General features: G+C 71.7%; 26 protein-coding genes and 1 pseudogene. 4 read left to right on the plus strand and 23 right to left on the minus strand.

Annotation, left to right across the window (positions count from 1 at the left end; genetic code table 11):
* Positions 1-200 precede the first annotated feature (200 nt).
* The 4 genes from AB0K60_RS12325 to AB0K60_RS12340 form a co-directional block, all read right to left on the minus strand.
* The gene (locus AB0K60_RS12325) at positions 201-875 is read right to left on the minus strand and encodes a GntR family transcriptional regulator (RefSeq protein WP_364052211.1); all 675 of its coding nucleotides are present in this window, start codon (positions 873-875) and stop codon (positions 201-203) included.
* A 282-nt stretch (positions 876-1,157) separates the two neighbouring features.
* Entirely contained in the window at positions 1,158-2,108 is a 951-nt protein-coding gene (locus AB0K60_RS12330; RefSeq protein ID WP_364052214.1) for an alpha/beta hydrolase, read from the minus strand.
* A gap of 86 nt (positions 2,109-2,194) precedes the next feature.
* Entirely contained in the window at positions 2,195-3,829 is a 1,635-nt protein-coding gene (locus tag AB0K60_RS12335; protein ID WP_364052216.1) for an NAD(P)/FAD-dependent oxidoreductase, read from the minus strand.
* A 671-nt stretch (positions 3,830-4,500) separates the two neighbouring features.
* Positions 4,501-4,668 carry a hypothetical protein gene (locus AB0K60_RS12340; RefSeq protein ID WP_364052219.1) on the minus strand — a complete coding sequence of 56 codons (168 nt, stop codon included), beginning with the start codon at positions 4,666-4,668 and terminating at the stop codon, positions 4,501-4,503.
* Between the two features lie 107 nt (positions 4,669-4,775).
* Here AB0K60_RS12340 and AB0K60_RS12345 point away from each other — a divergent pair, with 107 nt between their 5' ends.
* Positions 4,776-5,360: a GNAT family N-acetyltransferase gene (locus AB0K60_RS12345; protein ID WP_364052222.1), complete on the plus strand. Its 585-nt coding sequence runs from the start codon at positions 4,776-4,778 to the stop codon at positions 5,358-5,360.
* A 6-nt stretch (positions 5,361-5,366) separates the two neighbouring features.
* Here the strand turns inward: AB0K60_RS12345 and AB0K60_RS12350 are convergent, their stop codons facing one another.
* The gene (locus tag AB0K60_RS12350; protein WP_364052225.1) at positions 5,367-6,671 is read right to left on the minus strand and encodes an MFS transporter; all 1,305 of its coding nucleotides are present in this window, start codon (positions 6,669-6,671) and stop codon (positions 5,367-5,369) included.
* Between the two features lie 154 nt (positions 6,672-6,825).
* Between AB0K60_RS12350 and AB0K60_RS12355 the strand changes: the two genes are divergently transcribed.
* Positions 6,826-7,671: a site-specific recombinase gene (locus AB0K60_RS12355; protein ID WP_364052228.1), complete on the plus strand. Its 846-nt coding sequence runs from the start codon at positions 6,826-6,828 to the stop codon at positions 7,669-7,671.
* 52 nt (positions 7,672-7,723) lie between these two features.
* Here the strand turns inward: AB0K60_RS12355 and AB0K60_RS12360 are convergent, their stop codons facing one another.
* A complete protein-coding gene (locus AB0K60_RS12360) occupies positions 7,724-8,344 on the minus strand; it encodes a TIGR03085 family metal-binding protein (protein ID WP_364052231.1) in 621 nt (206 codons plus the stop codon).
* Between the two features lie 272 nt (positions 8,345-8,616).
* Here AB0K60_RS12360 and AB0K60_RS12365 point away from each other — a divergent pair, with 272 nt between their 5' ends.
* The gene (locus tag AB0K60_RS12365; RefSeq protein ID WP_364052234.1) at positions 8,617-9,816 is read left to right on the plus strand and encodes an MFS transporter; all 1,200 of its coding nucleotides are present in this window, start codon (positions 8,617-8,619) and stop codon (positions 9,814-9,816) included.
* A gap of 352 nt (positions 9,817-10,168) precedes the next feature.
* Complete coding sequence (locus AB0K60_RS12370) at positions 10,169-10,879, plus strand: hypothetical protein (RefSeq protein ID WP_364052237.1); 711 nt, start codon at positions 10,169-10,171, stop codon at positions 10,877-10,879.
* Between the two features lie 95 nt (positions 10,880-10,974).
* Here AB0K60_RS12370 and AB0K60_RS12375 read toward each other — a convergent pair whose 3' ends face one another.
* From AB0K60_RS12375 to nifD, 17 genes and pseudogenes are all read right to left on the minus strand, one after another.
* Positions 10,975-11,991, minus strand: coding sequence for a 2-oxoacid:ferredoxin oxidoreductase subunit beta (locus AB0K60_RS12375; protein ID WP_364052240.1), 1,017 nt, complete (start codon positions 11,989-11,991; stop codon positions 10,975-10,977).
* Complete coding sequence (locus AB0K60_RS12380; RefSeq protein WP_364052243.1) at positions 11,988-13,892, minus strand: 2-oxoacid:acceptor oxidoreductase subunit alpha; 1,905 nt, start codon at positions 13,890-13,892, stop codon at positions 11,988-11,990. Before AB0K60_RS12380 ends, AB0K60_RS12375 begins: the two co-directional genes overlap by 4 nt.
* A 31-nt stretch (positions 13,893-13,923) precedes the next feature.
* On the minus strand, positions 13,924-15,138 hold the full coding sequence (locus AB0K60_RS12385; RefSeq protein WP_364052246.1) for a cysteine desulfurase family protein: 1,215 nt from the start codon (positions 15,136-15,138) through the stop codon (positions 13,924-13,926).
* Positions 15,135-15,935 (minus strand): ThiF family adenylyltransferase, encoded by an 801-nt coding sequence (locus AB0K60_RS12390; RefSeq protein ID WP_364052249.1) that lies wholly within the window; start codon positions 15,933-15,935, stop codon positions 15,135-15,137. Before AB0K60_RS12390 ends, AB0K60_RS12385 begins: the two co-directional genes overlap by 4 nt.
* A gap of 165 nt (positions 15,936-16,100) precedes the next feature.
* Complete coding sequence (gene fdxA / locus AB0K60_RS12395; protein WP_364052252.1) at positions 16,101-16,421, minus strand: ferredoxin; 321 nt, start codon at positions 16,419-16,421, stop codon at positions 16,101-16,103.
* A 23-nt stretch (positions 16,422-16,444) separates the two neighbouring features.
* Positions 16,445-16,666, minus strand: coding sequence for a NifU family protein (locus AB0K60_RS12400; RefSeq protein WP_364053451.1), 222 nt, complete (start codon positions 16,664-16,666; stop codon positions 16,445-16,447).
* 51 nt (positions 16,667-16,717) lie between these two features.
* A pseudogene (locus AB0K60_RS12405) lies at positions 16,718-17,029 on the minus strand (iron-sulfur cluster assembly accessory protein); the annotation flags it as partial.
* Positions 17,026-18,555: a nitrogenase cofactor biosynthesis protein NifB gene (nifB, locus tag AB0K60_RS12410; RefSeq protein ID WP_364052255.1), complete on the minus strand. Its 1,530-nt coding sequence runs from the start codon at positions 18,553-18,555 to the stop codon at positions 17,026-17,028. The gene nifB and the pseudogene AB0K60_RS12405, both read right to left, overlap by 4 nt.
* Positions 18,552-18,851, minus strand: a complete 300-nt coding sequence (locus tag AB0K60_RS12415; protein ID WP_364053454.1) for a nitrogen fixation protein NifZ — start codon at positions 18,849-18,851, stop codon at positions 18,552-18,554. Before AB0K60_RS12415 ends, nifB begins: the two co-directional genes overlap by 4 nt.
* Before the next feature lie 5 nt (positions 18,852-18,856).
* Entirely contained in the window at positions 18,857-19,204 is a 348-nt protein-coding gene (locus tag AB0K60_RS12420; protein ID WP_364052258.1) for a nitrogenase-stabilizing/protective protein NifW, read from the minus strand.
* On the minus strand, positions 19,201-19,410 hold the full coding sequence (locus tag AB0K60_RS12425) for a CCE_0567 family metalloprotein (RefSeq protein WP_364052261.1): 210 nt from the start codon (positions 19,408-19,410) through the stop codon (positions 19,201-19,203). The genes AB0K60_RS12420 and AB0K60_RS12425 overlap by 4 nt, the downstream gene beginning before the upstream one ends.
* Positions 19,397-19,846 (minus strand): NifX-associated nitrogen fixation protein, encoded by a 450-nt coding sequence (locus AB0K60_RS12430; RefSeq protein WP_364052264.1) that lies wholly within the window; start codon positions 19,844-19,846, stop codon positions 19,397-19,399. The genes AB0K60_RS12425 and AB0K60_RS12430 overlap by 14 nt, the downstream gene beginning before the upstream one ends.
* A complete protein-coding gene (gene nifX / locus AB0K60_RS12435; RefSeq protein WP_364052267.1) occupies positions 19,843-20,277 on the minus strand; it encodes a nitrogen fixation protein NifX in 435 nt (144 codons plus the stop codon). The genes AB0K60_RS12430 and nifX overlap by 4 nt, the downstream gene beginning before the upstream one ends.
* 13 nt (positions 20,278-20,290) lie before the next feature.
* Entirely contained in the window at positions 20,291-21,715 is a 1,425-nt protein-coding gene (gene nifN / locus AB0K60_RS12440; RefSeq protein WP_364052270.1) for a nitrogenase iron-molybdenum cofactor biosynthesis protein NifN, read from the minus strand.
* Positions 21,715-23,340: a nitrogenase iron-molybdenum cofactor biosynthesis protein NifE gene (gene nifE, locus AB0K60_RS12445; protein WP_364052273.1), complete on the minus strand. Its 1,626-nt coding sequence runs from the start codon at positions 23,338-23,340 to the stop codon at positions 21,715-21,717. Before nifE ends, nifN begins: the two co-directional genes overlap by 1 nt.
* A gap of 22 nt (positions 23,341-23,362) precedes the next feature.
* On the minus strand, positions 23,363-24,895 hold the full coding sequence (gene nifK / locus AB0K60_RS12450; protein ID WP_364052276.1) for a nitrogenase molybdenum-iron protein subunit beta: 1,533 nt from the start codon (positions 24,893-24,895) through the stop codon (positions 23,363-23,365).
* Positions 24,892-26,367: a nitrogenase molybdenum-iron protein alpha chain gene (gene nifD / locus AB0K60_RS12455; RefSeq protein ID WP_364052279.1), complete on the minus strand. Its 1,476-nt coding sequence runs from the start codon at positions 26,365-26,367 to the stop codon at positions 24,892-24,894. The genes nifK and nifD overlap by 4 nt, the downstream gene beginning before the upstream one ends.
* Positions 26,368-26,372: the final 5 nt, after the last annotated feature.

Here is a 26,372-nt window from a genome sequence, read left to right on the forward strand (position 1 = left end):
GCCCTGAGGGGGATGCACGTCCTGCGGAAACCGGACACCGATTTCCTCCCCCGCCTGCACGTGCTGGGCGCCGCCGCACGGGATCGGCGTCGTGGTCGCGACGGATACACCCCCTCGCCGCCGTATGCCTGCGGGGTGCCGCCGGCGATGGCGCTCCACATGTCGTACGACCTGGTGTTCCCGGTGGCCTGGGCCGGGGATCAGGAGTCGTTGTGGAACAGCATGTTTTCCACGTGCGAGCGGTAGTCCCGGTAGATCTGCCGGTAGCGTTCGACGGCGCCGGTGCGGTCGCCCTGTTCGAGGAGCTCAAGGGTTTCCCGGTAGCCGTCGAGCCACACCTTCCACACCTCGCTTTCGGCGGTGAGGGCGAGCAGGCGCAGGGTGCGGGTGACGACCAGGTCGACGTGGGTCTGCAGTTCGCGGTTGCCGCTCGCCAGGATGACGATCGTGCTGAAGTCCGCGCCGGCGGCGCCGGCGGCGGTGATGTCGCCGCGGCGCAGGTACTCGGCGAACTCGTTGAGCTTCTGGCGTAGCGCGGCGAGGTGCCGGTCCGTGAGGTTGTCCACGCCCCACTCGAAACCGGCGGTGGCCAGCACCATCATCACGTCGATGAGTTCGAGGGCGCTTTTCTGGGTCACCTGGGTGACCTGTCGTGTCCGGTTGGGTGAAATGTCGATCAGACCTTCCGCGGCGAGTTGAGCGATCGCCTCACGTACGGGGGTGATGCTCACACCGAAGCGGGCCGCGATCTCCGCGTCCTTGATCAGCGCACCCGGCTTCAGCTCGCCGCTGATGATTTCGTCGCGGAGTCGGCGGAGGACCGCTTCCTTGCGTGTCGGGGGTAGCGCGAAGGAGTTCTCCCTGCTTTCGCTCATGAAAAGTGCGTCACCGCCATACTCGGTCTTCCACCCGTGCGCGGAGGTCGTCACGTGGGCACGCCCATCATGCCGTGCGGCCCGCCGCCCCGGCCAGGCGGCCTCCGTCGCGTGGCCGTCGGGCGGTGGTCCGGCGGCTCTGGGTGCCCGGGGTGCTCTGGGTTGCTCGGGGTGCTCGGGGGTGCCCGGGGTGCTCGAACTGGTCGGTGGAAGCGGTGTGTGGGTGGGGCGGCGGCGCGGGCGGCGGGAGTGCCGCCGCCCGCGGGGCCGGGGCGCGGCCGGTCAGGTGAGTGCCCTCCTGAGGGCGTCGATCCGCAAGGCCCAGATGCGCTTGGACAGCGGTGCCTCGGCCGCGAACGTCTCCGAGGCGTGGTAGCTGCCCGGGTGGATGTGCAACTCGGTCGGGACGCCGGCCTGCATGAGCCGCTGCGCGAACGCGATGTCCTCGTCGCGGAACATGTCGACGGTGCCGACGTCGATGAAGGCGGGCGGGAGGCCGGTCAGGTCCTCGGCGCGCGCCGGGGCCGCGTACCGGTCGGGCTCCTTGCCGCCCAGGTACCAGGCCCAGGCCTCGATGTTGGCCGCGCGGTCCCAGATCCCGACGTCGGTGATCTCGTGGCTGGACGGCGTCTCGTTGCGGTCGTCGATCATCGGGTAGATCGGCATCATGAACGCCAGGGCCGGGCCGCCGCGGTCGCGGGCGAGCAGGGCGGTGGCGATGGTGAGGCCGCCGCCGGCGCTGCCGCCGTAGATCGCCAGGCGGGCCGGGTCGAAGCCGAGTTCGGTGGCGTTCTTCACCATCCACACCAGGCCCGCGTAGCAGTCCTCGACGGGGGCCGGGTGGGGGTGCTCGGGGGCGAGGCGGTACTCGACGGAGACGACGACCGCGCCGACCTGGTCGCAGATCATCGTCGCGGTGGGGTCCTCACCTTCGACGTTGCCGAGGATCATGCCGCCGCCGTGGATGAAGTAGATGCCGGGCAGCGTGCCGGACGCGTTGACGGGGCGGTAGATCCGTACGGTGATGTCGGGTTCGCCCTCGGGGCCGGGGACGGTGCGGTCCTCCTTGGCGACGTTGGGATTCTCCGGCACCTCGATGCCGGCGAGCATGTTCGTGACGGTGGCCCGGCGCTGCACGATGTCGGGGATGGCGTTGAAGCCTCCCGGCATCACTTCGAGCAGGGCGTCCAGCGGGACGCGGCTTTCCGGGTCGATCAGGTCACGACGAGACATGAACCCTCCATTGGGTGTTGGATCCGAGGGGGATGGAGTCGGGTGCGCGCGCCGGCGCTCGACCGGCGCGCGTACGTGGGGATGGGTCAGGAGAGGACGAAGCCCTCATAGCCGCGTGCGGCGACCTCGTCGCACTTCTTGCGGTACTCGCCGACGCCGCCGGCGTACGGCATGAAGACCCGCGGCTTGCCGGGCACGTTGGCGCCCATGTACCAGGAGTTCGCCTTGGGGTAGAGGGTGTAAGAGGCGATCTCGTTGACGTGGTCGACCCAGGCGTCCTGGGCCTCGACGGTCGGTTCGATCGCCTTGAGGCCGTTGCGGTCCAGGTGGCCGATCGCGTCGAGCACCCAGTCGACGTGCTGCTCGATCGAGACGATCATGTTGGAGAGCACCGAGGGGCTGCCCGGTCCGGTGATCATGAACAGATTCGGGAAACCGGCCGAGGCGATGCCCAGGTAGGTGCGGGGCCCGGCGCGCCACGCCTCCTTGATCGAGAGGCCGTCTCTGCCGCGGATGTCGACGTTGGTGAGCGCGCCGGTCATCGCGTCGAAGCCGGTGGCGTACACGATCGCGTCGAACTCGTACTCCCGGTCCGAGCAGCGGATGCCCCGCTCGGTGATCTTCACGATGGGCGTGCGCCGCAGGTTGACCAAGTGCACGTTGTCCCGGTTGTACGTCTCGTAATAGTTGGTGTCCAGGCAGGGCCGCTTGGTCCCGAGGGGATAGTCGGGGCACAGGTCCTCGGCGGTCTGCGGGTCCTTCACGATCTCGCGGATCTTGCGGTGGACGAACGCCTTGGCGGTGTCGTTCGCCTCCTGGCTGGTGGTGAGGTCCGTGTACGAGGTGAGGATCGCGACCAGGCTGCCCACCTCCCACGCCTTCTCGTAGACGGCGTTGCGTTCCTCTTCGGAGACCTCGAGGGCGGACTGGGTGGGGATCGGGGTGGGCAGGCCGAAGCCGGACTCCCGCTGGGCCTGGCGGAAGGCCCGGTAGTTCGCCTTCATCTCGGCGATCTCCTCCGGGCGCAGGCGGCGATTGCGGGCCGGGAGGCTGTAGGCGGGGGTGCGCTGGAAGACGGTGAGGTCGGCGGCCTGCTCGGCGATGACGGGGATCGACTGTACGCCGGAGGAGCCGGTGCCGATGATCCCCACGCGCATGCCGGTGAAGTCCACGCCTTCGTGCGGCCAGTGCGCGGTGTGGTAGGTGGCGCCCTGGAAACGGCTCAGGCCGGGGATCTCCGGCAGCTTCGACGCCGACAGGCAGCCGGTGGCCATGACGAAGAACCGGGCGGTGACGGCGTCGCCGTGGTCGGTGCGGATTGTCCACGTCGCGTGGTTCTCGTCGTACACGGCGGCGGTCACGCGGGTGCGGAAGTAGATGTCGCGGCGCAGGTCGAACCGGTCGGCGACGTGCTGGGCGTACCGGAGGATCTCCGGCTGGGTGGGGTAACGCTCCTCCCACTCGTACTCCTGCTCCAGTTCCTCGGAGAAGGAGTACGAGTACGCCAGGCTCTCCACGTCCACGCGTGCGCCGGGGTAGCGGTTCCAGTACCAGGTGCCGCCCACGTCGGTGCCGGCCTCGAACACGATGGCCGACAGGTTCATCGCGCGGAGGCGGTGCAGCAGGTACATGCCGGAGAAGCCGGCGCCGACCACGACGACGTCGGCGGAGGCGGGCGGGGTGCGCGGGTCGGACGGCTGGTTGTTGCTGGAGACGGACATGGGCCCTCCCGGTGGTGCTTGACGCGGTGAACGGAGGAGCGCATCGCGGGCGCCGTGGTGTCGGACGGCGTCCGGATGAGGGCGTGCGTCATCGCCCGGCGGCCTTGCGGGAGTGACGGGTTTCCCCTGGCCGCACGCTCATCTGGGGTTGTGGCTGTCGATGTGGAGTGGCGGATGCGGATGGGATATGCGCTGCGAACAGGCGACGAATGGTCGCTTGCTTGAATAAGGCGACGACGCCCGCGTTATCGCGAGAATGCGGGAATCGTGAAACGTCCGGCATAGGTCGGCCGACGCCGACCGTCAGGGAAAAGGAGAAGCCTGGAAGGTAAGGAGAAATCGTTGGTTACGTGGGGGCGGGCACCCTCGCCGACGCGCGGATGAATATCCTGCGGGTGTCTCCGCGTCATAGTCGAACGGTGCGCTCGCTCGGACGCCGTCTCATCCGAGACCCCCCGGCACCGGTCGTCGCGGATCCCGGGAATGCGGTGGTCACACCTTCGAACGCCATACGCGTCACCTCGCGTGCTCAGGTGGACATCTTGCACGTCCATCTGAAGTGCCACCAACATAGAATGCATCATGCAGCGCGTCAACAGTTGACGGAGCAATGGTGTGAGAGAGCTCACAAGGTCTCGATCATCGCAGGTGACGCGCGTCTGACGCGCCGATCAGGCCGCCGCTGCGGACAGGGCCGCAGAGACTTTCCTGAGCAGCCTGGAGCGCAGCCAGGCCGACGCCTTGCGGTAGTGGTCCGGCATCCGGTCGAGAACGTCCCCGGCGAGTCGAGTGATCTGCTCCTGGTTCGCCGAAGGCGTCCGTGCGACGGCTCGCTGCATACGGTCCGCACGCTCGCCTACGCCCTCGGCCGGCCGGCCCCGGTCTTTCGCCGCCTGATCTCGGGTTGACCCGGGTCGCTCAACGGCGTGATTGGATGAATCGCGCTATGGACGTGACCACGTGGTATCTCGAGCAGACGAGCCCCGGCGAGTTGCGGGCGGGGCGACCGACGTCCCGGGCCGTGGAGATCGTGCGGGCGGAGGTCCCCAGCCCGGAGTTCAGCCGCTTCCTCTACACCGCCGTCGGCGGCGACTGGCAGTGGACCGACCGGCTGCCCTGGACGTGGCGGCAGTGGAAACAGTGGCTCGACCGTCCCGGCGTGGAGACCTGGGTGGCGTGGGTACGCGGCACGCCCGCCGGCTACGTCGAACTCGATCCGGGCGACGGGTCGGCCGGCGAGGTGGAGATCGCCTACTTCGGGCTGCTGCCGTACGCGATCGGGCAGGGCCTCGGCGGGCACCTGCTCACCGTGGGCGCGGCCCGCGCGTGGGATCTCGCCGAGCGCTGGCCCGGCCTGACGCCGACCAGGCGCGTGTGGCTGCACACCTGCTCCCTCGACGGCCCGGCCGCCCTCGCGAACTACAAGGCCAGAGGTTTCCGGATCTACGACACGAGGATCAATGTGCCGGGCGACGAGGACGAGGGCGGCACCCCCGGCCCGTGGCCGGGGGCGGGTCCGCGCGAGGGGTAGCGGGCCTCAGCGCGGGCTTTCCACGAGCCCGTCCGCGGTCCGCGGCGACGGGGACCTGAGACCCCGTACGGCGGGCACGGCGAGCACCGACGCCACCATGGCGAGCTGGCAGGCCGCGCCCACGCCCAGCACGGCGGCGATGCCGACGACGTCGGCGACCGGGCCCGCGGCGGCCAGGCCGAGCGGCCCGAGCGTGAACGCGCCCACGGCGGCCAGCGAGGTGACCCTGGCCAGCGCCTCGGCCGGGATGTGCTGCTGGTTGGCGGTCGCGTAGAGCGCCTGGGAGACGGCCGAGCCCGCGCCCGCGGCGAGGGCCGCCGCCGCCGTCACCGCGAGCGGCGCGGCGATCGCGAGGGCGGCCGGCGGGAGGGCGTAGCCGAAGGTGGCCGCCGTGGCGACGACGAGGGGACGCCGCAGGACGCGGCCGCCCACCAGCAGCAGGCCGCCCGCGATCGCGCCGGCGCCGTAGCACCCCATGATCAGGCCCCAGTCGCGCGCGCCGCCCATCCCCTGGTGGGCGACGACCGGGCCGAGCACGAGGAACGGCGCCCACACCAGCAGGTTGAACAGGGTGTAGTGGAGCGTGGTGACCCACAGCCAGGTCCGGGACGCGAAGTGCCGCCAGCCGGTGCGGATCATGCCCTTCTCCCGCTCGGCCGTACGCGCGGCCGGTCCGGCGGGGAGCCGGAGCAGGAGCAGGGCGGCGGCGCTGACCAGGTAGGTCGCGGCGTCCAGCAGGAGCACCATGCCCGAGCCGACGGCGGCGACGGCGAGGCCGCCCAGCGCGGGCCCGGCCACGGCGGAGACGGACTGGGCCAGGCCGGACAGGGCGTTGGCGTCGCGCAGCTTGCCGTCGTACTGCTCGCCGCAGGCCGCGACCCGGGGAATGAGCGCTCCCCTGGCCGGGAGCGCGAACGCCTCGCCGACGCCCCAGAGCGTGACCAGCGCGGCGAACAGCACGATCGGCGGGCGTCCGAGCAGCAGCGCCGCGGCGAACAGGGCCTGGACGAGGCACTGCAGCAGGTCGGCGGCGACCATCACCCTGCGCGGGCCGAACCGGTCCGCGACGACGCCGCCGACCAGCATGAGGGCGACGAGCGGCACGATCCGGACGGCCAGGACGTAGCCGAGGTCGCTCTGGTCGCCGCCGGATTCCAGCACCGCGAAGGTGACCGCGAGCGCCGACATCGACGATCCGGTCATCGAGGTGAGTTGCCCGGCGAAGAACAACCGGAGGTTCCGGTCGGCGAGTGCGGCCAGCCGGCCGTGGCGCGGCCGGTCCGCCGAGGGGTGTCGTTCGCGTGCCTTCATGACTCCTCAGATTGAGGGGCGGCGGCAGCGGATGCAATGGAAAGGCTCAGCTAAGTTGAGTCTCTATACTGCAGCTACGAAAATGCCTCCTATCCTGGTGATTCGGAGCAGGAAAGGGTGAGATGAACGTGTTTTTTACTGCGGTAGTGGCCGTATGACGCCGCCTCCGGTCGAGTACGCCGTGGCCGTCGATCGCTACCTGGACACGCTGCGGCTCGGCCCGCAGTCCCGGCGCGTTTACCGCATCGCGCTCGCGACCTGGGCCTGGTCGCTGGTGGGCAGGACGCCGCCGCCGGGGAGGGAGCGGCGCGGCGCGGCCCCGCCGATCGTGCCGCTCGCCGTGCTCGACGCGGACGACGCCGCCGCCAGGCTGGAGGCCGCGCTGCGGGAGCGCGCCGCGCGGGTGGACGCCCGCACGCTGGGGCGGGAGTTGTCCATCCTGCGCGGCGCGGTCACCTGGTGGCGGGCGCGTGCCTGGATCCTCGGCGACCCGGTCGGCGGGCTGCGGCCTCCGGCCCCGGCGTACAGCGACGCGAAGCCTCTGACCGGGGAGCAGGTCGCGGCCGTCTTCGCGCTCCGTGCCGGCCTGCGCGAACAGACCTTCTGGCATCTGCTCTACGAGAGCGCCGCGCCGGTGGAGCGGATCCTCGCGCTCGACGTCGGCGACCTGGATCTGCCCCGCCGCCGGGTACGGCCCCGCGGCACGCGGGACGCCGCGCCGATCCGGTGGCGAACCGGTACGGCCAGGCTGCTCCCCCTGCTCCTGGTCGGCCGTTCGGCGGGACCGCTGCTGACCACCGAGCGCCGTGCCGCGCGCTCGGCCCCGGCCGCGGACATCTGCCCGGTGACCGGCCGGGGACGGCTGTCCTACCGCCGGGCCGCCGAGTTGTTCACCGCCGCCACCCGCGCCCTCGACCCGGACGGCCGAGGCTGGACCCTGCGGCAGCTCCGCCTGGCGGGCAAAATCCACCAATCCCCGGAAGCGGCCGTGGCCCGCTAGCGTCCCGTGCCGGAAATCCGCCGGTTAGGTTCTCTGGTACCGGTGACCCCGCTCAAACGCTGCGGTCCAGCGCGTGCACGGTCTCGACGTCCTCGGGCGTGCCGGAGGCGTCGAGCCGGACCTCATCGCGGCCGAAGGCGTGCAGCAGCAGTTCCGAGGGCGGGCCGGTCAGCACCACGGTCCGCTCGCCGGCCTGGCGCGCGACGTACCGGCGGCCCTCCGGCGTGACGAGCTCGACGGTGACCGGTGAGGCGCGGTAGGCCCTCCGGCCCACAAAGGACGTGACGATCTTCCAGAGCCGCTCCTCGTCGGCGGGGGGCAGGTCGCGGGGTCGCCAGCCGGGGGTGCAACGCCGTACGTCCTCGTGGTGGATGAACATCTCGCCCGCGTTCATGGGCGAGTCGACCGGGCGCAGAAGGATGGGCGGGCCAGTGCGGACCTTCGCGAGCAGTTCCGGGAAGGGCCGCCGGGCCATCTCGCGCTGCACTCGCTCCAGTCGCGCGGCCAAGGGCTTCAGCACAAGGCCGAGGGCGGCGTCGGGCCTGCGTTCGCGGACGATCAGATGCGCAGCCAGGTCGCGCACCGTCCAATCCCCGCACAGGGTCGGCGCGTCCGGGCCGACATCGGCCATCGTGCCCACCAAGGCATGACGTTCCCGTTGAGCCATGTTCATACGTGCTTCCCAGGGGGTGTGTCGCGGAGGTTGCCGAAGATCGATCCCTGATCATGACGATACTGCTCCGGTCCGTCCACCGTGCGCTACCCGGCTCAGCGCGTGACGGGGTGACCTCACCATTTGAGAAACAAGAGGGTTATCTAGAATCTCGTTCATGTATTGAGCGCCCACTCCGGTTTTCGGCGGAGGGCGGCCGTGCGCCGCCTCCTGCCAGGCCGAGGCAGGCGGCCCCCGCACCCCACCGGCTCCCCGAGAAGGGAAGAGCGTCTTTGTCCAGGCTCCCCACCAGGTCGCGGACGGCCGCGGCCACCGGTGCCGCGACCCGCGGGCTCGGATCCACCCTCGTCCTGGCGCTGGGGACGTTCGCGGTCGGCACCGACGCCACCGCCATGGCCGGGTTCCTGCCGTCGGTGGCGAGCACGCTGCGGGTGTCACAAGCCGCCGCCGGTCAGGTCACGGCCGTCTTCGCGATCTCCTATGCGGTGTTCGCGCCGGTGCTGGCCACGGTCACCGCGCGGATACCGCGCCGGGCGCTGCTGGTGGGCTCGCTGCTGCTGCTCACCCTCGCCGACACGGCCGCGGCGCTCGCCCCGAGCTATGCGGCGCTGATGGCGGCGCGCGTGGTGGCCGCCGCCGGGGCCGCCACCTTTACCCCGGCCGCCGGCGCCGTCGCCGCCGAGTTGGTTCCGCCCGCTCAGCGGGGGCGCGCGTTCGCCGTGGTGATCGGCGGGCTGACGGTCGCGACGGCGCTGGGCGTGCCGCTGGGCAACCTCGCCGACCGGCTCATGGACTGGCGGGCCGCGGTCGGGCTGGTCGCGCTGCTGGCCGCGCTGTGTGCGGCGGGGGTGTTCGCCGTCATGCCGGCGCTTCCCGGTCAGCCGCGGGTCCCGCTGCGTCGGCGACTGCAGGCGCTGCGTCATCCGGGCGTGGTGGCGGTGCTGCCGCTGACGGTGCTCGCCCTGACCGCCGGCTACGGGCTGTACGCGTACGCGATCCCGGTCATGCATACGCTCGGCGCCGACGCCGACGCCGAGATGTGGCTGCTGGCCCTGTATGGGACGGGGGCGGTGCTCGGCAATCTGATTTCCGGTACGGCGGTTGATCGGTATGGCCCGATCCGGGTGCTGGCCGCGGCGTTCACCGGGATCGCGGTGGCGATGGCGGCGGCCGCGTTTGTGGCCGGTGTGGGCGTACGGTGGCTGCCGTTGACCGGCCTGCTGATGGTGGCCTGGGGGGCGGGTGGCTGGTCCATGACCTCCGCTCAGCAGGTCCGGCTGATGTCCGCGGTCCCGCAGGAGGCGTCCGTGGCGATCGGACTGAACTCCTCGGCGCTGTACCTCGGCATCGCGCTGGGCACCGGGCTCGGCGGGCTCCTGCTGCACGCCAGCGTGCCGGTCGCGCTGGCGGCCTGTTCGGCGCTGGCGGTACTCGGCCTCGGCTATCTCGCCCTCACCCGCCACCACCGCTGACCACGGCCCCGCCGGATCCGTCGCGCTCGGGTGGCGCGGCTCCACGCGCCGGCGGCGGCACCCCGTCTTTTGCGACCTTTGCGACGACGGAAATCGACGGCACGCCGCAAACGCACGTCTAATTACACTCCATCGCGTACGACACTTATCGGGCATGCCGGACAATGCACATGGCATTTGCTAATAAAACGGCAAGCGCGAAGGTAAAGGTCAATTATCGCCGTTTGCCGTCCCGCGCCGGGGGACACCACATGCGATGCGGGACGATCAACAGCAGGGTGCCGAAAGCGATATCGGCCGATGCGGGTGATCTCAACGCGTCGGGACTTTCATTCGTTTCAGGGGGACGAACTTGCTCACGCCCTACAACCGTGCCGGAATCCTGGCACTTGCCGCCGCGCTCACCTCCGGCATCGTCATCAGCCTGTCCGGCGGCGCGGGCGCCGAGACCGCCGGCCATGAGCAGCGGAAGGCCGGCTCGGACACCGCGTCGTGCATCCGCACCCATGGCAAGCGGGACGCCGAGTGCCCCGGCGACAACGCGCCCGAGCGCGCGTGCCTTTCGCCGGAAGGAATCAACCTCAACCAGCTCTATCGCGTCAAGGAACGCATCATCGGCCCTCCCGCGTGCCGTACCGCGCTGGCCGGGGAACGCTGGGTCCGGGTCACTCCCGAATGGGTCACGGCGGCCGACGCGGACACGGCCGTCTATCCCAAGGGGTACGTTCCGGAGAAGCCCAACCCGATCGACGACTTCAACGCCAAGCTGGTCGCGGTCCGCTATGTCCAGGACATCGGCACTCCCCGGGAGCGGTCGTTCACCTTCGGCCGCAAGGCGGTCCTGCGCACCGGCTTCTTCACCGAGGACGGGCTCCCGTACTCCACCACCGTGTCGCCCTCGTTCCGGCCGCTGAGCGTCGGCACCCACACCTCCACCGTCTACTACAGGCTCCGCGCGAAGCACTGTGACGGCCTCGGCACCGATCGCGTCGTCAACTGCCTTCCGGCGGGCGAGACCGTCTTCAGCGAGGCGGAGTTCGAGGTCGTCCCACGACGCCGCTGAGCCGTACCGGACGGGATGCGGGCGGTCACGCCCCGGCCGTGGCCGCCCGCCGCCCGCCGTGCGTCCCCCGAACAAGCCCCGGCCGGTTCGCCCCGTCAGTTGCCGACCGTCCAGTGGTCGTGCCCCAGCAGCAGGGCCTGCAGGCGGCCGGGGCCGGCGGATCGCGAGGCCTCGATCTGCTCGCGGAACAGGTCGTCGTAGGTGGGGCGGCGGACATCCCGGAAGACGCCGATCGGGGTGTGGCGCAGGCCGGGTCCGGCCAGGCGGGACAGGGCGAAGGCGTAGGCGGGGTTGGGGGTGGCGGCGTCGTGGATGACGACGTCGTCGCCGGTGGCGGGGCCGATGCGCAGCTCGCCGGTCGCGGGGTCGCGGACGACGGCCTGGTCGCGGTTCGCGCCGAAGATGATGGGCTGCCCGTGTTCCAGCCGGATCGTCCAGTCGTCGCGGCTCGCCGGGTCCTTCAGGGGGGCGTACGCGGCGTCGTTGAAGATGGGGCAGTTCTGGTAGATCTCGACGAGGGCGGCGCCCTTGTGGGCCGCGGCGGCGGCGAGGGTCGCGGTCAGGTGCCTGCGGTCGGAGTCCAGGGTGCGGGCGACGAAGGCGGCCTCGGCGCCGAGCGCGAGGGAGATCGGGTTGAACGGGGTGTCGACCGAGCCGTGCGGCGTGGACTTGGTGACCTTGCCGGGCTCGGACGTGGGCGAGCACTGGCCCTTGGTCAGGCCGTAGATGCCGTTGTTGAACAGCAGGATCTTGATGTTGATGTTGCGGCGCAGGGCGTGGATGAGGTGGTTGCCGCCGATCGACAGCGCGTCGCCGTCCCCGGTCACCACCCACACCGAAAGGTCCGGGCGGCTGATCGCGACCCCGGTGGCGATCGCCGGGGCGCGGCCGTGGATCGAGTGCATGCCGTAGGTGTCCATGTAGTACGGGAACCGGGAGGAGCATCCGATTCCGGACACCAGCACCACGTTCTCGCGCGGGATGCCGAGCGTGGGGAAGAAGCCCTGCACCGCGGCGAGGATGGCGTGGTCGCCGCAGCCCGGGCACCAGCGGACCTCCTGGCCGGACTTGAAGTCGGCGGCGGTGAGCGCCGGGGCGTCGTGCGAGGTCACCGGGGATCGCCTCCCATGATCACGTTGACGAACACGTTCTCCAGCTCGGCCACCTGGAACGGCATGCCGCGGGTCTGGGTGTAGCCGACGGTGTCGACCAGGCAGGTGGCGCGCAGCAGCGTGGCGAGCTGGCCGAGGTTCATCTCCGGCACCAGCACCGTGTCGTACGCCGACAGCACCTCCGGCAGGTTCGCCGGGAGCGGGTTGAGGTGGCGCAGGTGCGCCTGGGCGATCGCCAGGCCGCGGCGGCGGACGCGGCGGCAGGCCGCCCCGATCGGCCCGTACGTCGAGCCCCACCCGATGACGAGCACCCGCGCCCCGTAGCCGGGCGGCCCGGCCGGGTCGTGCACCTCCAGGTCCGGCACCGCCACCCGGTCGATCTTGTCCTGGCGGTTGCGCACCATCAGGTCGTGGTTGTCGGGGTCGTAGCTGATCTCGCCGGTGAGGTCGGCCTTCTCCAGGCCGCCGATGCGGTGCGCCAGGCCGGGGGTGCCGGGCAGCGCGAGCGGGCGGGCCAGCGTCTCCGGGTCGCGGGCGTACGGCAGGAAGACCTCGTTGCCGTCGGCGTCCAGGCCGTTGGGGGTGGTGGCGTACTCGATCCGCAGGTCCGGCAGCTCGTCCAGGGCGGGCACCCGCCACGGCTCGGAGCCGTTGGCGACGGCGGCGTCCGACAGCAGGATGACCGGGGTGCGGTGGGTGAACGCGATGCGGCACGCCTCGATCGCCGTGTCGAAGCAGTCCGACGGCGAGCGCGGCGCGAGCACCGGCACCGGGGCCTCGCCGTTGCGGCCGTACATGGCCTGGAACAGGTCGGCCTGCTCGGTGCGGGTGGGCAGGCCGGTGGACGGGCCGCCGCGCTGCACGTTCACGATGACCAGCGGCAGTTCGAGCGCCACCGCCAGGCCGATCGTCTCGGTCTTCAGCGCCATGCCGGGGCTGGAGGTGACGGTGACGCCGAGCATGCCCGCGTACGACGCGCCGAGGGCGGCCCCGATGGCGGCGATCTCGTCCTCGGCCTGGAAGGAGTGCACGCCGAACGACTTCAGCTTCGACAGCTCGTGCATCACGTCGCTCGCCGGGGTGATCGGGTACGCGCCGAGGAAAAGGTTCGTTCCGGCGCGGCGGGAGGCGGCGAGCAGCCCGTACGCGGTGGCGAGGTTGCCGTGGATGTTGCGGTACGTCCCCGGCGGCAGCATGGCCGGTTTGACCTGGTAGGTGACGGCGAACGTCTCGGTGGTCTCGCCGTAGTTCCAGCCGGCCCGCAGCGCGGCCACGTTCGCCTCGGCGAGCTCGGGGCGGGCGGAGAAGCGGCGGCGCAGGAAGGCGACGGTGGGCTCGATCGGCCTGCTGTACATCCACGACACCAGGCCCAGGGCGAACATGTTCTTCACCCGCAGGGTGTCCTTGCGGGACAGGCCGATTCCGGCGACGGCCTCGCCGGCGAGCCCGGTCAGGTCCACCGCGTGCACGGTGTGCCCGTCGAGCGAGCCGTCCTCCAGCGGGTCCTCGGCGTACCCGACGCGTTCCAGGGCGCGCTTGGTGAAGCCCCGGCTGTCCACGATGAGCACGCCGCCCGGCTTGAGGTCGTCGATGTTGGCCTTGAGCGCGGCCGGGTTCATCGCGACGAGCGCGTCGCAGCGGTCCCCGGCGGTGAGGATGTCGTGGTCGGCGAAGTGCACCTGGAAGCTGGACACGCCGCGCAGCGTGCCCGCGGGGGCGCGGATCTCGGCCGGATAGTTCGGCTGGATCGCCAGGTCGTTGCCGGAGGCCGCGACCTGGGCGGTGAAGCGGTCGCCGATGAGCTGCATGCCGTCGCCGGAGTCCCCGGCGAACCTGATCACGACCCGGTCGAGCCGGCGTACCTCGCGAGGCGGGCGTTGGGTGAGCTGGTCGGCCGTCATGGACGGGCCCCCTTTCTCGTTCGCTGATCCTTTACGGTCCGGCGGCCACCGGACTCCCCTGGCTCGGGCGCTCCCGGGTCTGTTCGGCGCGCAGCTCGCGGACCCGGATCACGGCGTCGGCGACGCGGTCGGCCGCGGCGACCACCTCCTGCTCGGTGGTGGGGCGGCCGACGCTGAAGCGCAGGCTGCTCAGCGCGGCCTCGGCGTCGAGCCCCATGGCGAGCAGGACGTGGGACGGCTCGGGGTCGCCGGATCCGCACGCGGAGCCCGCCGACACGGCCACGTCCGGCAGGCACGCCAGGACGGCGTCGGCGTCGGCGCCGCGGAAGCGCAGGCTCACCGTGTTCGGCAGGCGGGGCGCGCCCGCGCCGTTCACCTCGACGGCGGCCGGGCCGTACCGGGAGGTGAGCCGCTGGGTCAGGCGCAGCCGCAGCAGGCGCACCAGGTTCTGCTGGCGGACCGCCTCGGAGTCGAGCAGTTCGGCGGCGATCGCCGACGCCCGGCCGAACCCGACGATTCCGGCGGCGTTCACCGTGCCCGCGCGCAGGCCGCGCTCCTGGCCCCCGCCGCTGATCAGCGGGGTGAGCCGCCCGCGCAGCGCGGGCGCGGCGGCGAGCGCGCCCACCCCCTTCGGCCCGTACAGCTTGTGCGCCGACCAGGCGGCCACGTCCACGCCCAGCGCGCCGATCGCGACCGGGATCTTCCCGGCCGCCTGGGTGAGGTCGCACAGCAGCGGCGCGCCCGCCCGGTGCGCCAGCGTCGCCGCGTGCCGTACGTCGTTGATGACCCCGGTCTCGTTGTTGGCGGCCATCACGGCCACCAGCGCGACGTCCGCGCCGAGCCGCCGCTCCAGGTCGTCGAGGTCGATCGTGCCGTTGTCGTGTACGGCGACCGCCTCGACCGTGCCCCCGCGCGCCGTGGCGGCGGCCTCGGCGGCGGCGATCACGGCCTTGTGCTCGGTGGCCCCGACGAGGACGCGCCGCCGCGCGGGCCCGGCGCTCGCCAGCACCCCGTGGATCGCCAGGTTCACCGACTCGGTGGCCCCGCTGGTGAACACCACGTCCTTTCGCCGGGCCCCCACCAGCGCGCCGACCTCGCCGCGGGCCCGCTCGACCCGCGCGGCCACGTCCCGCCCGGCCGCATGCTTGCTCGACGGGTTGGCGAAGTCGGTGGCGAACATCGGCAGCATCGCCTCCAGCACCCGCGGGTCCACGGGCGTGGTGGCGTTGTAGTCCAGGTAGATCATCGCGCGCCCCCGGGATCGTCGCCGGCCTGCGGGCCGCAGTCGGGGCAGCCGGGGTCGCGGGTCACGCGCAGCGAGCGGAAGGAGGTGTCCCACAGGTCGAGGTGGCACAGCCGTCCGGCGGCGGACTCGCCGAAGCCGGCGACGACCTTGACGATCTCCATCGCGGCCAGGCAGCCCACCGTGCCCGCGACCGCGCCGAGCACCGGGAAGCCGAGGGGCGCCCACGCCGGGTCGCCCTCGGGGAACACGCAGCGCAGGCACGGCGTACCGGGCCCGACCATGAGCAGGTACGCCTCGGTGGCGTGCATCGCGGCGACGGCCAGCGGCACGCGGGCGCTCACGCACATGCGGTTGAGCAGGTAACGCTCGGGAAAGTTGTGCCGGGCGTCCACCACGGCGTCGGCCTGCGCGACCAGGGACCCCATCCGGGGATGGCGCAGATCCCAGTCGAACCCGTCGACCTCGACGTCCGGATAGTGGGTGCGCAGCGTGTCCACGGCGCAGTCCACCCGCGCCTGGCCGATCCTGCCCGGCCGCATCAGCGTCTGCCGGTTCAGGTCCGGCTCCTCCAGCGCCCCGGGGTGGACCAGCAGCAGCCGCCCGACCCCGGCGGCGGCGAGATAGGTGGCGGCGGCCCCGCCGACCCCGCCCACCCCGGCCACCAGCACCGTCGCCGCGCGCAGGTGCGACTGCCGCGCGGCGTCGAACCCCGGGATGCCGAGCTGGCGCTCGAACCGCCGGGTCGGGCGACCGGACGGCGCGACCGGCGCGATGGCCGGGTATTCCGAGATGAGCATCGGATCCTCCTCTGGGCGGGTACGCCGGTGGCCGGGGTGGGGCAATATGCAGCGGGTGAACGACCGATCACCGCGCTGTTTCCTGCGGGGGTTCCTCTGGAGGTTTTCTCTGGGGGTTTCCTCTGGGGGCATGCCGGGGTGCGGGTCGCACGCCGGTCGATTCGCCTACTCCCCCCGCGGCGGGTACGCCTTGATGAACTCGGGGTCGTTGGCGGTCTTGCCGACCGCCTCGGCGCCGCCCGGGGAGCCGAGCTCGGCGAAGAAGTCGGCGTTGGCGGCGATGAAGGCGCGCCACTTCTTCGGCACCTCGAGGGTGTGGTAGATCGCGCCGCTCGGGCAGGCGTCGGCGCAGGCCCCGCAGTCCACGCACTCGTCGGGGTGGATGTAGAGCATGCGCTCGCCCTCGTAGATGCAGTCGACGGGGCAGGTGGCCACGCAGCCCTTGTCCACGACGTCGATGCACGGCTCGGTGATGACGAAGGTCACCGTCTGACTCCTTCCTGCGCCGGTCAGCCGACGAGGGCGACCTTGGAGACCTCGGGGAGGGCCTCCTTGAGGCGGCGTTCGATGACGTTGGTGACGGTGCCCACGGCGGCCGAGCAGCCGCCGCAGGCGCCGGTGAGGCGGACCGAGACGACGCCGTCGGCGACGTCGACGAGGGTGACGTCGCCGCCCTCGCCCTGCAGGTAGGGCCGGATCTCGCCGATGACCTCCTGGACGCGGGCGAACAGGGCGGCGTCGGCGACGCCGCGTTCGGCGGCCGAGGTGGCCGAGAAGGAGTTGCCGCAGCCGCACGCGTCGGAGGCGTTGGGGTTGTCGAAGGTGAAGCCGGAGGAGGTGAGGGACTCGACGTAGTCGATGCGCACGCCGCGCAGCAGCGGCGCGACGGTGTTGTGCACGAACACCTCGAAACCGTCCTGCGGCACCACCACGTCGTCGGGGCCGGCCTGCGGGGCGAGGGTCAGGTTGTACTGGTAGCCGGCGCAGCCGCCGGCGTCCACGCCGATGCGCAGGCCGAAGCCCTCGGCGTCCTCGCCGCGCAGCAGGGTGCGCACCTTGCCCGCGGCCCGTTCGGTGAGCTCGATCGCGATCATTTCCGTGCGGCCTCCACTTCGGTACGGCCGGCGAGGCGGGCGCCCGCCTCCGCGACGGCCTGCTCGATCAGGTCGTAGACCTCCACCGGCTCGATGCCGGCGGCCTCCAGCGCCTCGCGCGGCTCGGGGCCGATCTTGCTGCACAGCACGGCGGCGCAGTCCGACAGCAGCCGCACGGTCTTGTCCAGGACCGACTCCTCCTCGCCGCACTCGGACGGCCCCTCGCAGTAGCGGGCCACGCTGCGGGTCTGCACCAGCCGGGCCCAGCCAGGACCGGCCTCGTAGATCCAGAACTCCTCGGCGTGGCCGAAGTGCTGGTTCACCACGCCGCTGCCCTTGGTCGCCACCGCGACCAGCACCACCTGCTCGGGCCGCCGCCCGCCGGACTCGATGCGCAGCGTCTCGCGGGTCGCGCGCACCTCCTCCCGCCACCGTTCGATCTCGGCGTGCGTGCGCAGCCGCCCCTCGAGGTCATAGGCGATCTCCTTGCCGACGAAGGTCTCCTTGCCGAACTCCTCGCTGCGGTCCTCGCCGAGCAGCCCGACCGCGTCGGCGCGGCACTGGCGGCAGTGCCGCATCATGTTCATCTCGGCGCCGTCGTCGCCCTCGCACCGGTCCTGCAGCGCCTTCAGCTCCTGCGGCGTCGGGCCGCGTACGCCCGCCAGGCCGAACACGGTGCCGTGCTCGGGCGCGGACACCAGCGGCATCACGTTGTGCAGGAACGCGCCCATCGACCGGACGGTGCGGGAGACCTCGACGAGGTGGTCGTCGTTGATGCCGGGGATCATCACCGAGTTGACCTTGCAGAGGATCTTGCGCTCGGTGAGCATCTGCAGGCCCAGCAGCTGCCGCTCGGACAGGACCTTCGAGGCGTCGGTGCCGGTGTACTTCTTGCCCCGGTAGGCGACCCAGGGGTAGATGTGCTGCCCCACCTCGGGGTCGATCATGTTGATGGTGATCGTGACGTGGTCGATGTTCAGGTCGGCGATGCGGTCCACATAGTCGGGCAGCCGCAGGCCGTTGGTGGACAGGCACAGCTTGATGTCCGGGCAGTCCCGGGCGACCATCTCCAGCGTCCGGAAGGTACGCCGCTCGTTGGCGAGCGGGTCGCCGGGGCCGGCGATGCCGAGCACGCTCATCTGCTTGATCTCGCTGGCCACGTGCTTGACCTTCGCCAGCGCCTCCTCGGGGGTGAGCAGGGTGCTGGTGACGCCGGGGCGGCTCTCGTTGGCGCAGTCGTACTTGCGGTTGCAGTAGTTGCACTGGATGTTGCAGGACGGGGCCACGGCCACGTGCATGCGGGCGTAGTACTGGTGGGCCTCGGCGCTGTAACAGGGATGGTTGGCGATCTTCTCGGCGATCTCCGGGTCGTCGACCGGGCCGCTGCTGCCGCAGCTCTTCTTGCTCTTGCAGCCGCTGCCGGAGGCGAGCTCGGGCTTGCCCTTCGTCTCGGAGGCGGGGGCCGGCTGGGTGACGGGCTGGGTGGCGGGCTGGATGACGGGGAGGAACACGGGCTCGGCGCTCACGACGGCTCACCTTTCTCGGGGGTCTTCGGGCCCGCCGCTGCGGCGGCCGGGGTTGTGTCGGCGGGGGAGGCGGCGAGTTCGCGCTCCAGGCAGCCGACCACGCGGCCGTTGCCGAACGCGACCGCGTACACGATGTGCTCCTGCAGGTAGAGGCCCACGTTCAGGACCTCGCCCCGGGTGCCGTCCGGCACCAGGACGGCGCCGACGCCGATCTCCGGGTCGGGGTAGGTGCCGTCGTTGCGCAGGTCCTTGGTGGCCACCACCAGGTCGCCGACGTCGAACGCGTGGTTCGTCATCTGGTTCACCGTCCGCCTCCCGGCCGCTCGACGGCGATCGCGCCGGTCTCCACGAAGGCGCGCGGCGCGCGGTCCTTCAGCACCTTGAACAGCCGGTGGTCGAGGGCGGTCGCGCCGACGAACGCGTCGTGGGAGCGGGCCAGCGCCGCCCGGTAGCGGTCGAGGATCTCCTCGGGACGCTGCGGCTCCGACCGCTCCAGGTGGAGTTCCACCAGTTGCTCGGCGAAGTGGCGCAGGATGTGCAGCCGGTTGACGCGCACCACGCGCGGGTCGTACGGCACGTCCAGCACGGCGAAGTACTCCTCGGCCGTCTGGCAGCGTTTGAACGCCGCGAGCCGCTCCGCCGGGCTCATGCCGCGCCTCCCTGGGCGAGCTCGCGCTCAAGGCGGTCGATCTCGGCGTACGCCTCGTAGGTGCGGGTGGCGACGTCGAGGATGGTCTCCCAGCCGGTGGGCAGGTCCTCGGCGAGGTCGTGCAGGTCGAGCTTGAGCCGGGAGGCCTTCCCGGTGAGCTTGCGCAGCCGCGCCTGGGTGTCGGCGAGCCGGTCAGGCGTCGTCACGGGCCACCTCCGGGTAGGTGCCGAGGATCTTCACCGCTTCGGTCACGTACGCCTCGCCCTTCTCGGCGAGCCGTTCCAGCGACGGGAAGCCGAACCGCTGGGCGTCGCGCAGGACCTCCGAGTGCACGACGAGCCGGCCGGCGAAGACGATCGCCCGGCCGAAGCCCTCGTGGCTGAGGTCGAGCACGGCGGTGGTGAAGGCGCCGGTGGCCTTCTCGATGCCGACCGCGACCGCCTGGTAGAAGGCCCGGATGCGGCCCTGGGTGACCGCCTCCACGTCGCACGCCACGGGGATCTCGCGCGCCTTCTCCTTGGTGATCACGTACGGCCGCAGCAGCGCCTGGTCGGAGACCCGGTCGAGCTGGCCGTAGGTGTCCTCGGCGCGCAGCTGGCCGACCAGGTCGGCGAGGAACCCCTGGAACGTCGCCGTGCTCACGCCGCACCTCCCGCCACGCTCGCCACCACGTCGGCGCCGGGCGTCCAGGCCGGTACGGCCTCGGGGGCGTGCTGCCGCAGCACCTTGCGCAGCCACGGCGGCGGGTTCCCGGCGAGCACGGCGCGCAGCCGGGCGAGCAGCTCGGCGACGGGCGTGCCCTGGGGCACCTTCACCGGGTGGATGCGGGCGTTGACGACGCGGGCCGCCGCCGAGCCGCCGATGTCGCAGACGTGCAGGATCGCGCAGTCCCGCACCTCCGACAGCCGGCTTTCGATCTTGTTGTCCTCGTCGGAGTCGGCCGGGCCGAGCAGCCTGCTCTCCAGCAGCTCGGCTCCCTCGGCGGACACCTGGTAGACGTCGAACCGGCGGCACCAGCCGAAATGCTGGTCCACGGCGGTGCCGTCGCCGGTCGCGAACGCGATTTTCAACACGTCGACTCCTGGGTCAGTTCGCTGGACTGGTCGTGTCGCCGAGCGGAACGGCGCCGATGGGCGGGAAGGCCGGGGTGTGGTGGCCCCGGCGGTCCCGGTGGTCGAGCAGCAGGTTCGCGGCGTCGAGCAGCAGATGGAGGCTGCCTCGGTAGCCCGCGGTGCCGCGCAACTGCGGCCCGAGGCGGTCGTACACGGGGAAGCCGAGGCACAGGTGGGCGGCGCCGAGGCGGTCGGCGATCGCCCTGCCGTGGCTGGAGGCCACGATCAGCTCGGCTCCCGCCTCGGCGGCGCGTTCGTCGAGGTCGGCGAGGTCGCCGACGACGATCTCGTCCCAGGGGGCCTCGGCGAGCACCGGCGCTGGGGTGGGCGACACGGCCGCGACGATCTCGGCCCCGGCGTCGCGCAGCAGCGAGCCGGTGGCGACGAGCTGCTCGGGCTCCCCCGCGATCGCCACCCGTACGCCGCCGAGCACGAAGTGGGTGTCGAGCAGCCCGTCGGCGAGCCGGGACCGCCACCGGCGCGCCTGCGCGGGAGCGGGCGCGCCGGTGTGTTCCATGAGTTCGGCGACGAGGGCGTCCATCCGGGCCAGGCCGCACAGGTGCGGATGGCGGAGCACCCGGGCCCCGGTCCGCGCGGCCAGCGCGTCCCCGGCGGGGGCCGCGGTCGCCCCCGCCACCAGGACCGCCCCCGCCTCGCCCAGGCGCCGCAGGTCGCCGAGAGTGGTGCCGCCGGTGGTCAACGGGGACCACTCGGCGGCGAGGTGCCCGTCCAGCGAGCCGGAAAGGTCGGGCACCGGCACGGGGGCGAGGCCGAAGCCCCGCACGAGGTCGGCGAGCTCGTCGAGATCGGCGGCGGTGAGCGCCGGACCCGCGAGCACGGCCAGCGGCTCCGGCTCGGACCGCCGCTCCCCCGCGGCTCCCCCGGCGGCGTCCCCGGCGGCCCGCCGCGCGGGGTCCAGGGGGTCCAGGGGAATCGCCTGGACCAGGGCCTCCAGGGCGGCGGACCAGCCGTCGGACAGGCCGCCGCGGAAGTCCGGCGTGGAGACCCCGACGATCAGGGGCGCGTCGGGCCCCGCCCCGTCCAGGTACTTTCGCAGCTCCCCGAGCACGTCCTCGCCGCTGACCTCGGTGAGGCCGGTGGTGAGCACGCCGATGACGTCGGGGCGCTGCTTGGCGCGGATGGTGTCGAGCCCGGCGACCAGGGCCTCGCCGCCGCCGAACACCGCGGTGACCTCGGTGACGGCGGTGGTCTGCAGCGGGATCGGCTCGCCGAAGTGCCGGGTGAGCAGCGCCTTGGCGAAGGCCGTGCAGCCCTGGGATCCGTGCAGCAGCGGCATGGCGCGGTTCAGGCCGAGGAAGACGAGCGCGCCGCCGAGCGGCTGGCTGTGCTTGAGCGGGTCGATGGCGCCCCGCCGCCCGCCGGTCGTCACGCGCGCCATCAGCCGGCCCTCCCCGCGAACGCCGGCTCCCAGGGGGCCGGGGCGCGGACCTGGTCCCAGACCGGGCTGGACAGCGCCAGGTCCAGGCGGCGGGCCAGCTCCACCACGCCGGTGTATCCGGCGTACGGGATGTGCCGCTCCTGGTTGATGTCGAGGAACGGCAGCCGCCCCTTGAGCGCCGTGTACATGTTGCGGCCCCCGGCGATGAGGATGTCGGCCCGGGTCTCCCGGGCCAGCCGCAGCAGCTCGGCGGGACTCCCGTCCTTGATCACCTTGCCGTCCGGGCCGAGCAGGTGGACGATCTTGTCGACGTCGCCGTCGGTGCTCTTGGTGGCCCCGGAGGCGACCACCTCGACGCCGATGTCCTGCAGCGCCGACACCACCGACCAGCTCTTGACGCCGCCGGTGTACAGCACCGCCCGCGCCCCGGCGAGACGTTCCCGGTACGGCGCGAGCGCCGCGGCCACGTCCGCCTCCTCGGCGGCGATCACCTCCTCGGCACGTCGCGCCAGGTCGGCCCCGCCGAGCACCCGGGCGAAGCCGCGCAGCGTGTCGCCCATCGCCCGGACGCCGTAGAAGCTGCCCTCGAACCACGGGATGCCGTACCGCTCCTCCAGCCCTCTGGCCAGGGCCAGCAGCGCCTTGGAGCAGACGACCATGGTGGCCTTGGCCCGGTGCGCGGCGGCGACGTCGCGGTATCGGGCGTCGCCGCTGATGCAGGCCCGCACCCGGATGCCGAGCCTGCCCAGGACCGGGGTGACGTCCCACAGCTCGCCGGCGATGTTGTACTCGCCGACCAGGTTGACGTCGAGGTCGGTGACGTCGTCGGGCTCTTGGGTGCCGATGACGTGCCGCAGCAGCGCGTCGCCGGCGAGCCGGTTGCCGAGGTTCTTGCTGCCGGCGAACCCCGGCGAGTGCACCGGGACTACCGGTGTGCCGGTCGCCCGCGCCGCGGCCCGGCACACCGCGTCGAGATCGTCGCCGATCGTCGCCGTGACGCAGGTGGAGTAGACGAACACGGCCGCGGGCCGGTGCCGCTCGACGACCTCGACGACGGTGTCGTACAGCCGCTGCTCGCCACCGAAGATCACGTCATGCTCGCCGACGTCGCTGGTGAAGCCGCGTTTGTACAGGGTTGGGCCGGACGTCAGGCTGCCGCGCCCGTCCCAGGAGTTGCCCGCGCAGGCGATGGGCCCGTGTACCACGTGGGCGGCGTCCACGATCGGCACCAGGGCGATCATCGCCCCGTCGAACGCGCAGCCTCCGGCGGTGGCTCCCGGTTTGGGCTTGGGGCACCCGGCCTTGCGGGCCTTGGCGTCCTTGGCCTGGTTGTGGTCGCATCCCGGCTCGGTGAACAGCGCCTCGCGGTCGGACAGCAGACTCTGGCCGGACAGCGGGCCGGACAGTGGGCCGGACAGTGGGCCAAGCCGGGCCGTGCCGTACGACGCGGCCGGGATGTCTCCCGGGAGAGGGGTGACCCCCCGCCCCGGGCCGCGCCCGGACGCCGTTGCGGGCGATTCGGCGGTCCGGGCGGCCGGCACGGCGGCGGCAGGCGGGGCGGGGGGTGACCCCGGTGTGGGGGGAATGGCCGGTGGGTGCACGGCCGGAGGCTGCGCTGTGGTCATGGCGGTGAATCCCTCAGATCCCTCAGCGGACGGCGTCGTAGCTGTGGTCGGGGGCCTCGCGGTCCAGCCGGTCGAGCACGGTGTTCACCAGCTGGGTGAGCAGGTGCAGGCCGCCGGCGTACCCGATGATCGGGAATCGGTGCAGGTGGTGCCGGTCGAAGATCGGGAAGCCGACCCGGACCAGCGGCGTGTCCGACTCGCGGGACAGGTACTTCAGGTACGAGTTGCCGACGAGCAAATCGACCGGCTCGGTGAACACCAGCGAGCGCAGGTGCCACAGGTCCTTGCCGGCCCAGACCGTCGCCTTGGCGCCGAACGGGCTGGACGCCAGTAACTCCTGGGCGTGCGACTCGAAGGCGGCGTCGCCGTTGGTGCTGAGCACGTGCACCGGCTCCATGCCCAGCTCCAGCAGGAAGCCGAGCGTGCCGAGCACAATGTCGGGGTCGCCCGCGATGGCGACGCGCTTGCCGTGCAGGTAGGCGTGCGAGTCGGTGAGCGCGTCGACGAGCCGACCGCGCTCGGCGGTGATCTCGTCCGGTACGGTGACCCCGGCCAGCCTGGCGACCTCGGTGATGAACCGGTCGGTGTTCCGCACGCCGATGGGCGTGGGGATGACGACCTCCGGCTGCCCCCAGTCGTGCCGGACCAGCTCGGCGGTCTTCCTGCTGGCGAACTCCTGCAGGAAGATCGTGCCGTTGGCGTTGATCGCGTCGGCGGCCTCGTCGAGCGGGGTGCCGCCCGGGTAGAGCACGTACTCCCCGTCGGCGGGCGAGTCCATGGACGCGCTGTGGTCGCCGAGGATGAGGTGGTCCACGCCCATCAGGGCGAGGATGCGCTTGATCTCCCGGTGGTCGCCGACGTAGGTGTCGAAGCCGGGCACGATGTTCAGCCGGCCGTTGCCGTGCGGCTTGCGCTCGACGTCCCTGGCCAGGTACTCCAGGATGGCCCGGAGCATGTTGTCGTACCCGGTCAGGTGGGACCCGACAAAGCTCGGCGTGTGCGCGAACGGCACCGGGTAGTCCGCCGGGATCGAGCCCCGCTCGCGGGACGTCTCGATGAAGGCGTGCAGGTCGTCGCCGATCACCTCGGCCATGCACGTGGTGCTCACCGCGATCATGTCCGGCTTGTACAGGGCGGTCGCGTTGTCCAGGGCCTCCACCATGTTGTTGAGGCCGCCGAACACCGCCGCGTCCTCGGTCATCGACGACGAGACCGTGGGGCAGGGCTCCTTGAAGTGCCGGGCGAAGTGGCTGCGGAAGTACGCGACGCAGCCCTGCGAGCCGTGCACCAGCGGCAGCGTCCCGGCGAAGCCGAGGCTCGCCAGCACCGCGCCGAGCGGCTGGCACGCCTTGGCCGGGTTGACGGTCAGGGCCTCGCGGGCGAAGTTCTTCTCCCGGTACTCCCAGGTGCGGGTCCACTGCTTGACCCGCTCGACCTCGTCGGAGGAGCAGCCCTCCTCGAATTCGCGCTTGCGCTCGAACTGCGCGGCGTATTCCGGGGAGTCGAACAGCTCGTTGTGGTCCTTGACGCGAAACGCCTCGGGAGCGGTGGTCATCGGCCGGCCTCCGATCCGGAATTCGCCCACGGCGCCTGGAAAAGGTCCCAGGACGGGTTGTTGATCGCGATGTCCATGTCGCGGGCGAAAATCGCGAACCCCTCGACGCCGTGATAAGGGCCGGAATAGTCCCAGGAATGCATTTGCCGGAACGGCAGCCCCATCTTGTGGAAGACGTACTTCTCCTTCACGCCCGCGCCCATCAGGTCGGGCTTGAGGCGGCGGGCGAACTCCTCCAGCTCGAACGCGGTCGGGTCGTCGTACAGGACGGCGCCGTCCTTGAGCTCGGGGTAGGTGCGCTCGTAGTCGTCGCGGTGCCCGAACTCGTAGCCGGTGCCGATGACCTCCATGCCGAGGTCCTCGTACGCCCCGATGGTGTGCCGGGGGCGCAGGCCGCCGACGAGCAGCATCACCCGCTTGCCCTCCAGCCGCGGCCGGTAGCGCTCGCGCACCTGGTCGAAGAAGGGCTGGTAGCTCGCGATCGCGGCCTCGGTCTTCTCGGCGATGTGGTCGTCGAAGAAGGACGCGATCTTCCGCATCGACTCGATGATCTTCGTGGGGCCGAAGAGGTTGTACTCCACCCAGGGGATGCCGTACCGCTCCTCCATCGTGGTGCAGATGTAGTTCATCGAGCGGTAGCAGTGGATGATGTTGAGCCTGGCCAGGTGCGTGGTGGCCAGCTCGTTGATGGTGCCGTCGCCGGACCACTGCGCGATCACGCGCAGGCCCATGTCCTCCAGGATCTTGCGGGAGGCCCAGGCGTCGCCGCCGATGTTGTAGTCGCCGATGAGGGCCACGTCGTACGGCGTACGCTCGGTGGTGTCGCGGGTGCCGAGCACGTGGTCGCGGATGGAGTCGTTGGCGATGTGGTGCCCGAGCGACTGGCTGACGCCGCGGAAGCCCTCGCAGCGCACCGGCACCACCGGCAGGCCCAGCTCCTTGCTCGACTCCCTGGCGACCGCCTCGATGTCGTCGCCGATCAGTCCGATCGGGCACTCGGACTGGATGGAGATGCCCTTGGCCAGCGGGAACAGCTCGGCGATCTCCTTGTTGATCTGCGCGAGCTTCTTGTCGCCGCCGAACACCACGTCGCGCTCGGCGAAGTCGCTGGTGAACTGCATGGCGACGAAGTTGTCGATGCCGAGCTCGCCGCGGGAGTAGTTGCGGCGGGTGGCCCAGGAGTACTGGCCGCAGCCGACCGGGCCGTGGCTGATGTGCACCACGTCCTTCACCGGGCCCCACACCACGCCCTTGGAGCCGGCGTAGGCGCAGCCGCGGATCGTCATCACCCCGGGGCGGGACTTGACGTTCGACTTGACCTGGCACTCCTTGGAGCCGTCCGGGTCGTTCGGCTTGAGGTGACGGGCGCGGTCCTTGCGCGCCTTCTCCGGGTAGACCTCCAGGACCTCGGCGATCATCGCCTCGGTCTCGGCCCTGGAGGGCGTCGCGCCCGGGGTCTCTGTGATGGTCACGGGAC

This window comes from Thermopolyspora sp. NPDC052614, assembly GCF_040678635.1.
Taxonomy (GTDB): domain Bacteria; phylum Actinomycetota; class Actinomycetes; order Streptosporangiales; family Streptosporangiaceae; genus Thermopolyspora.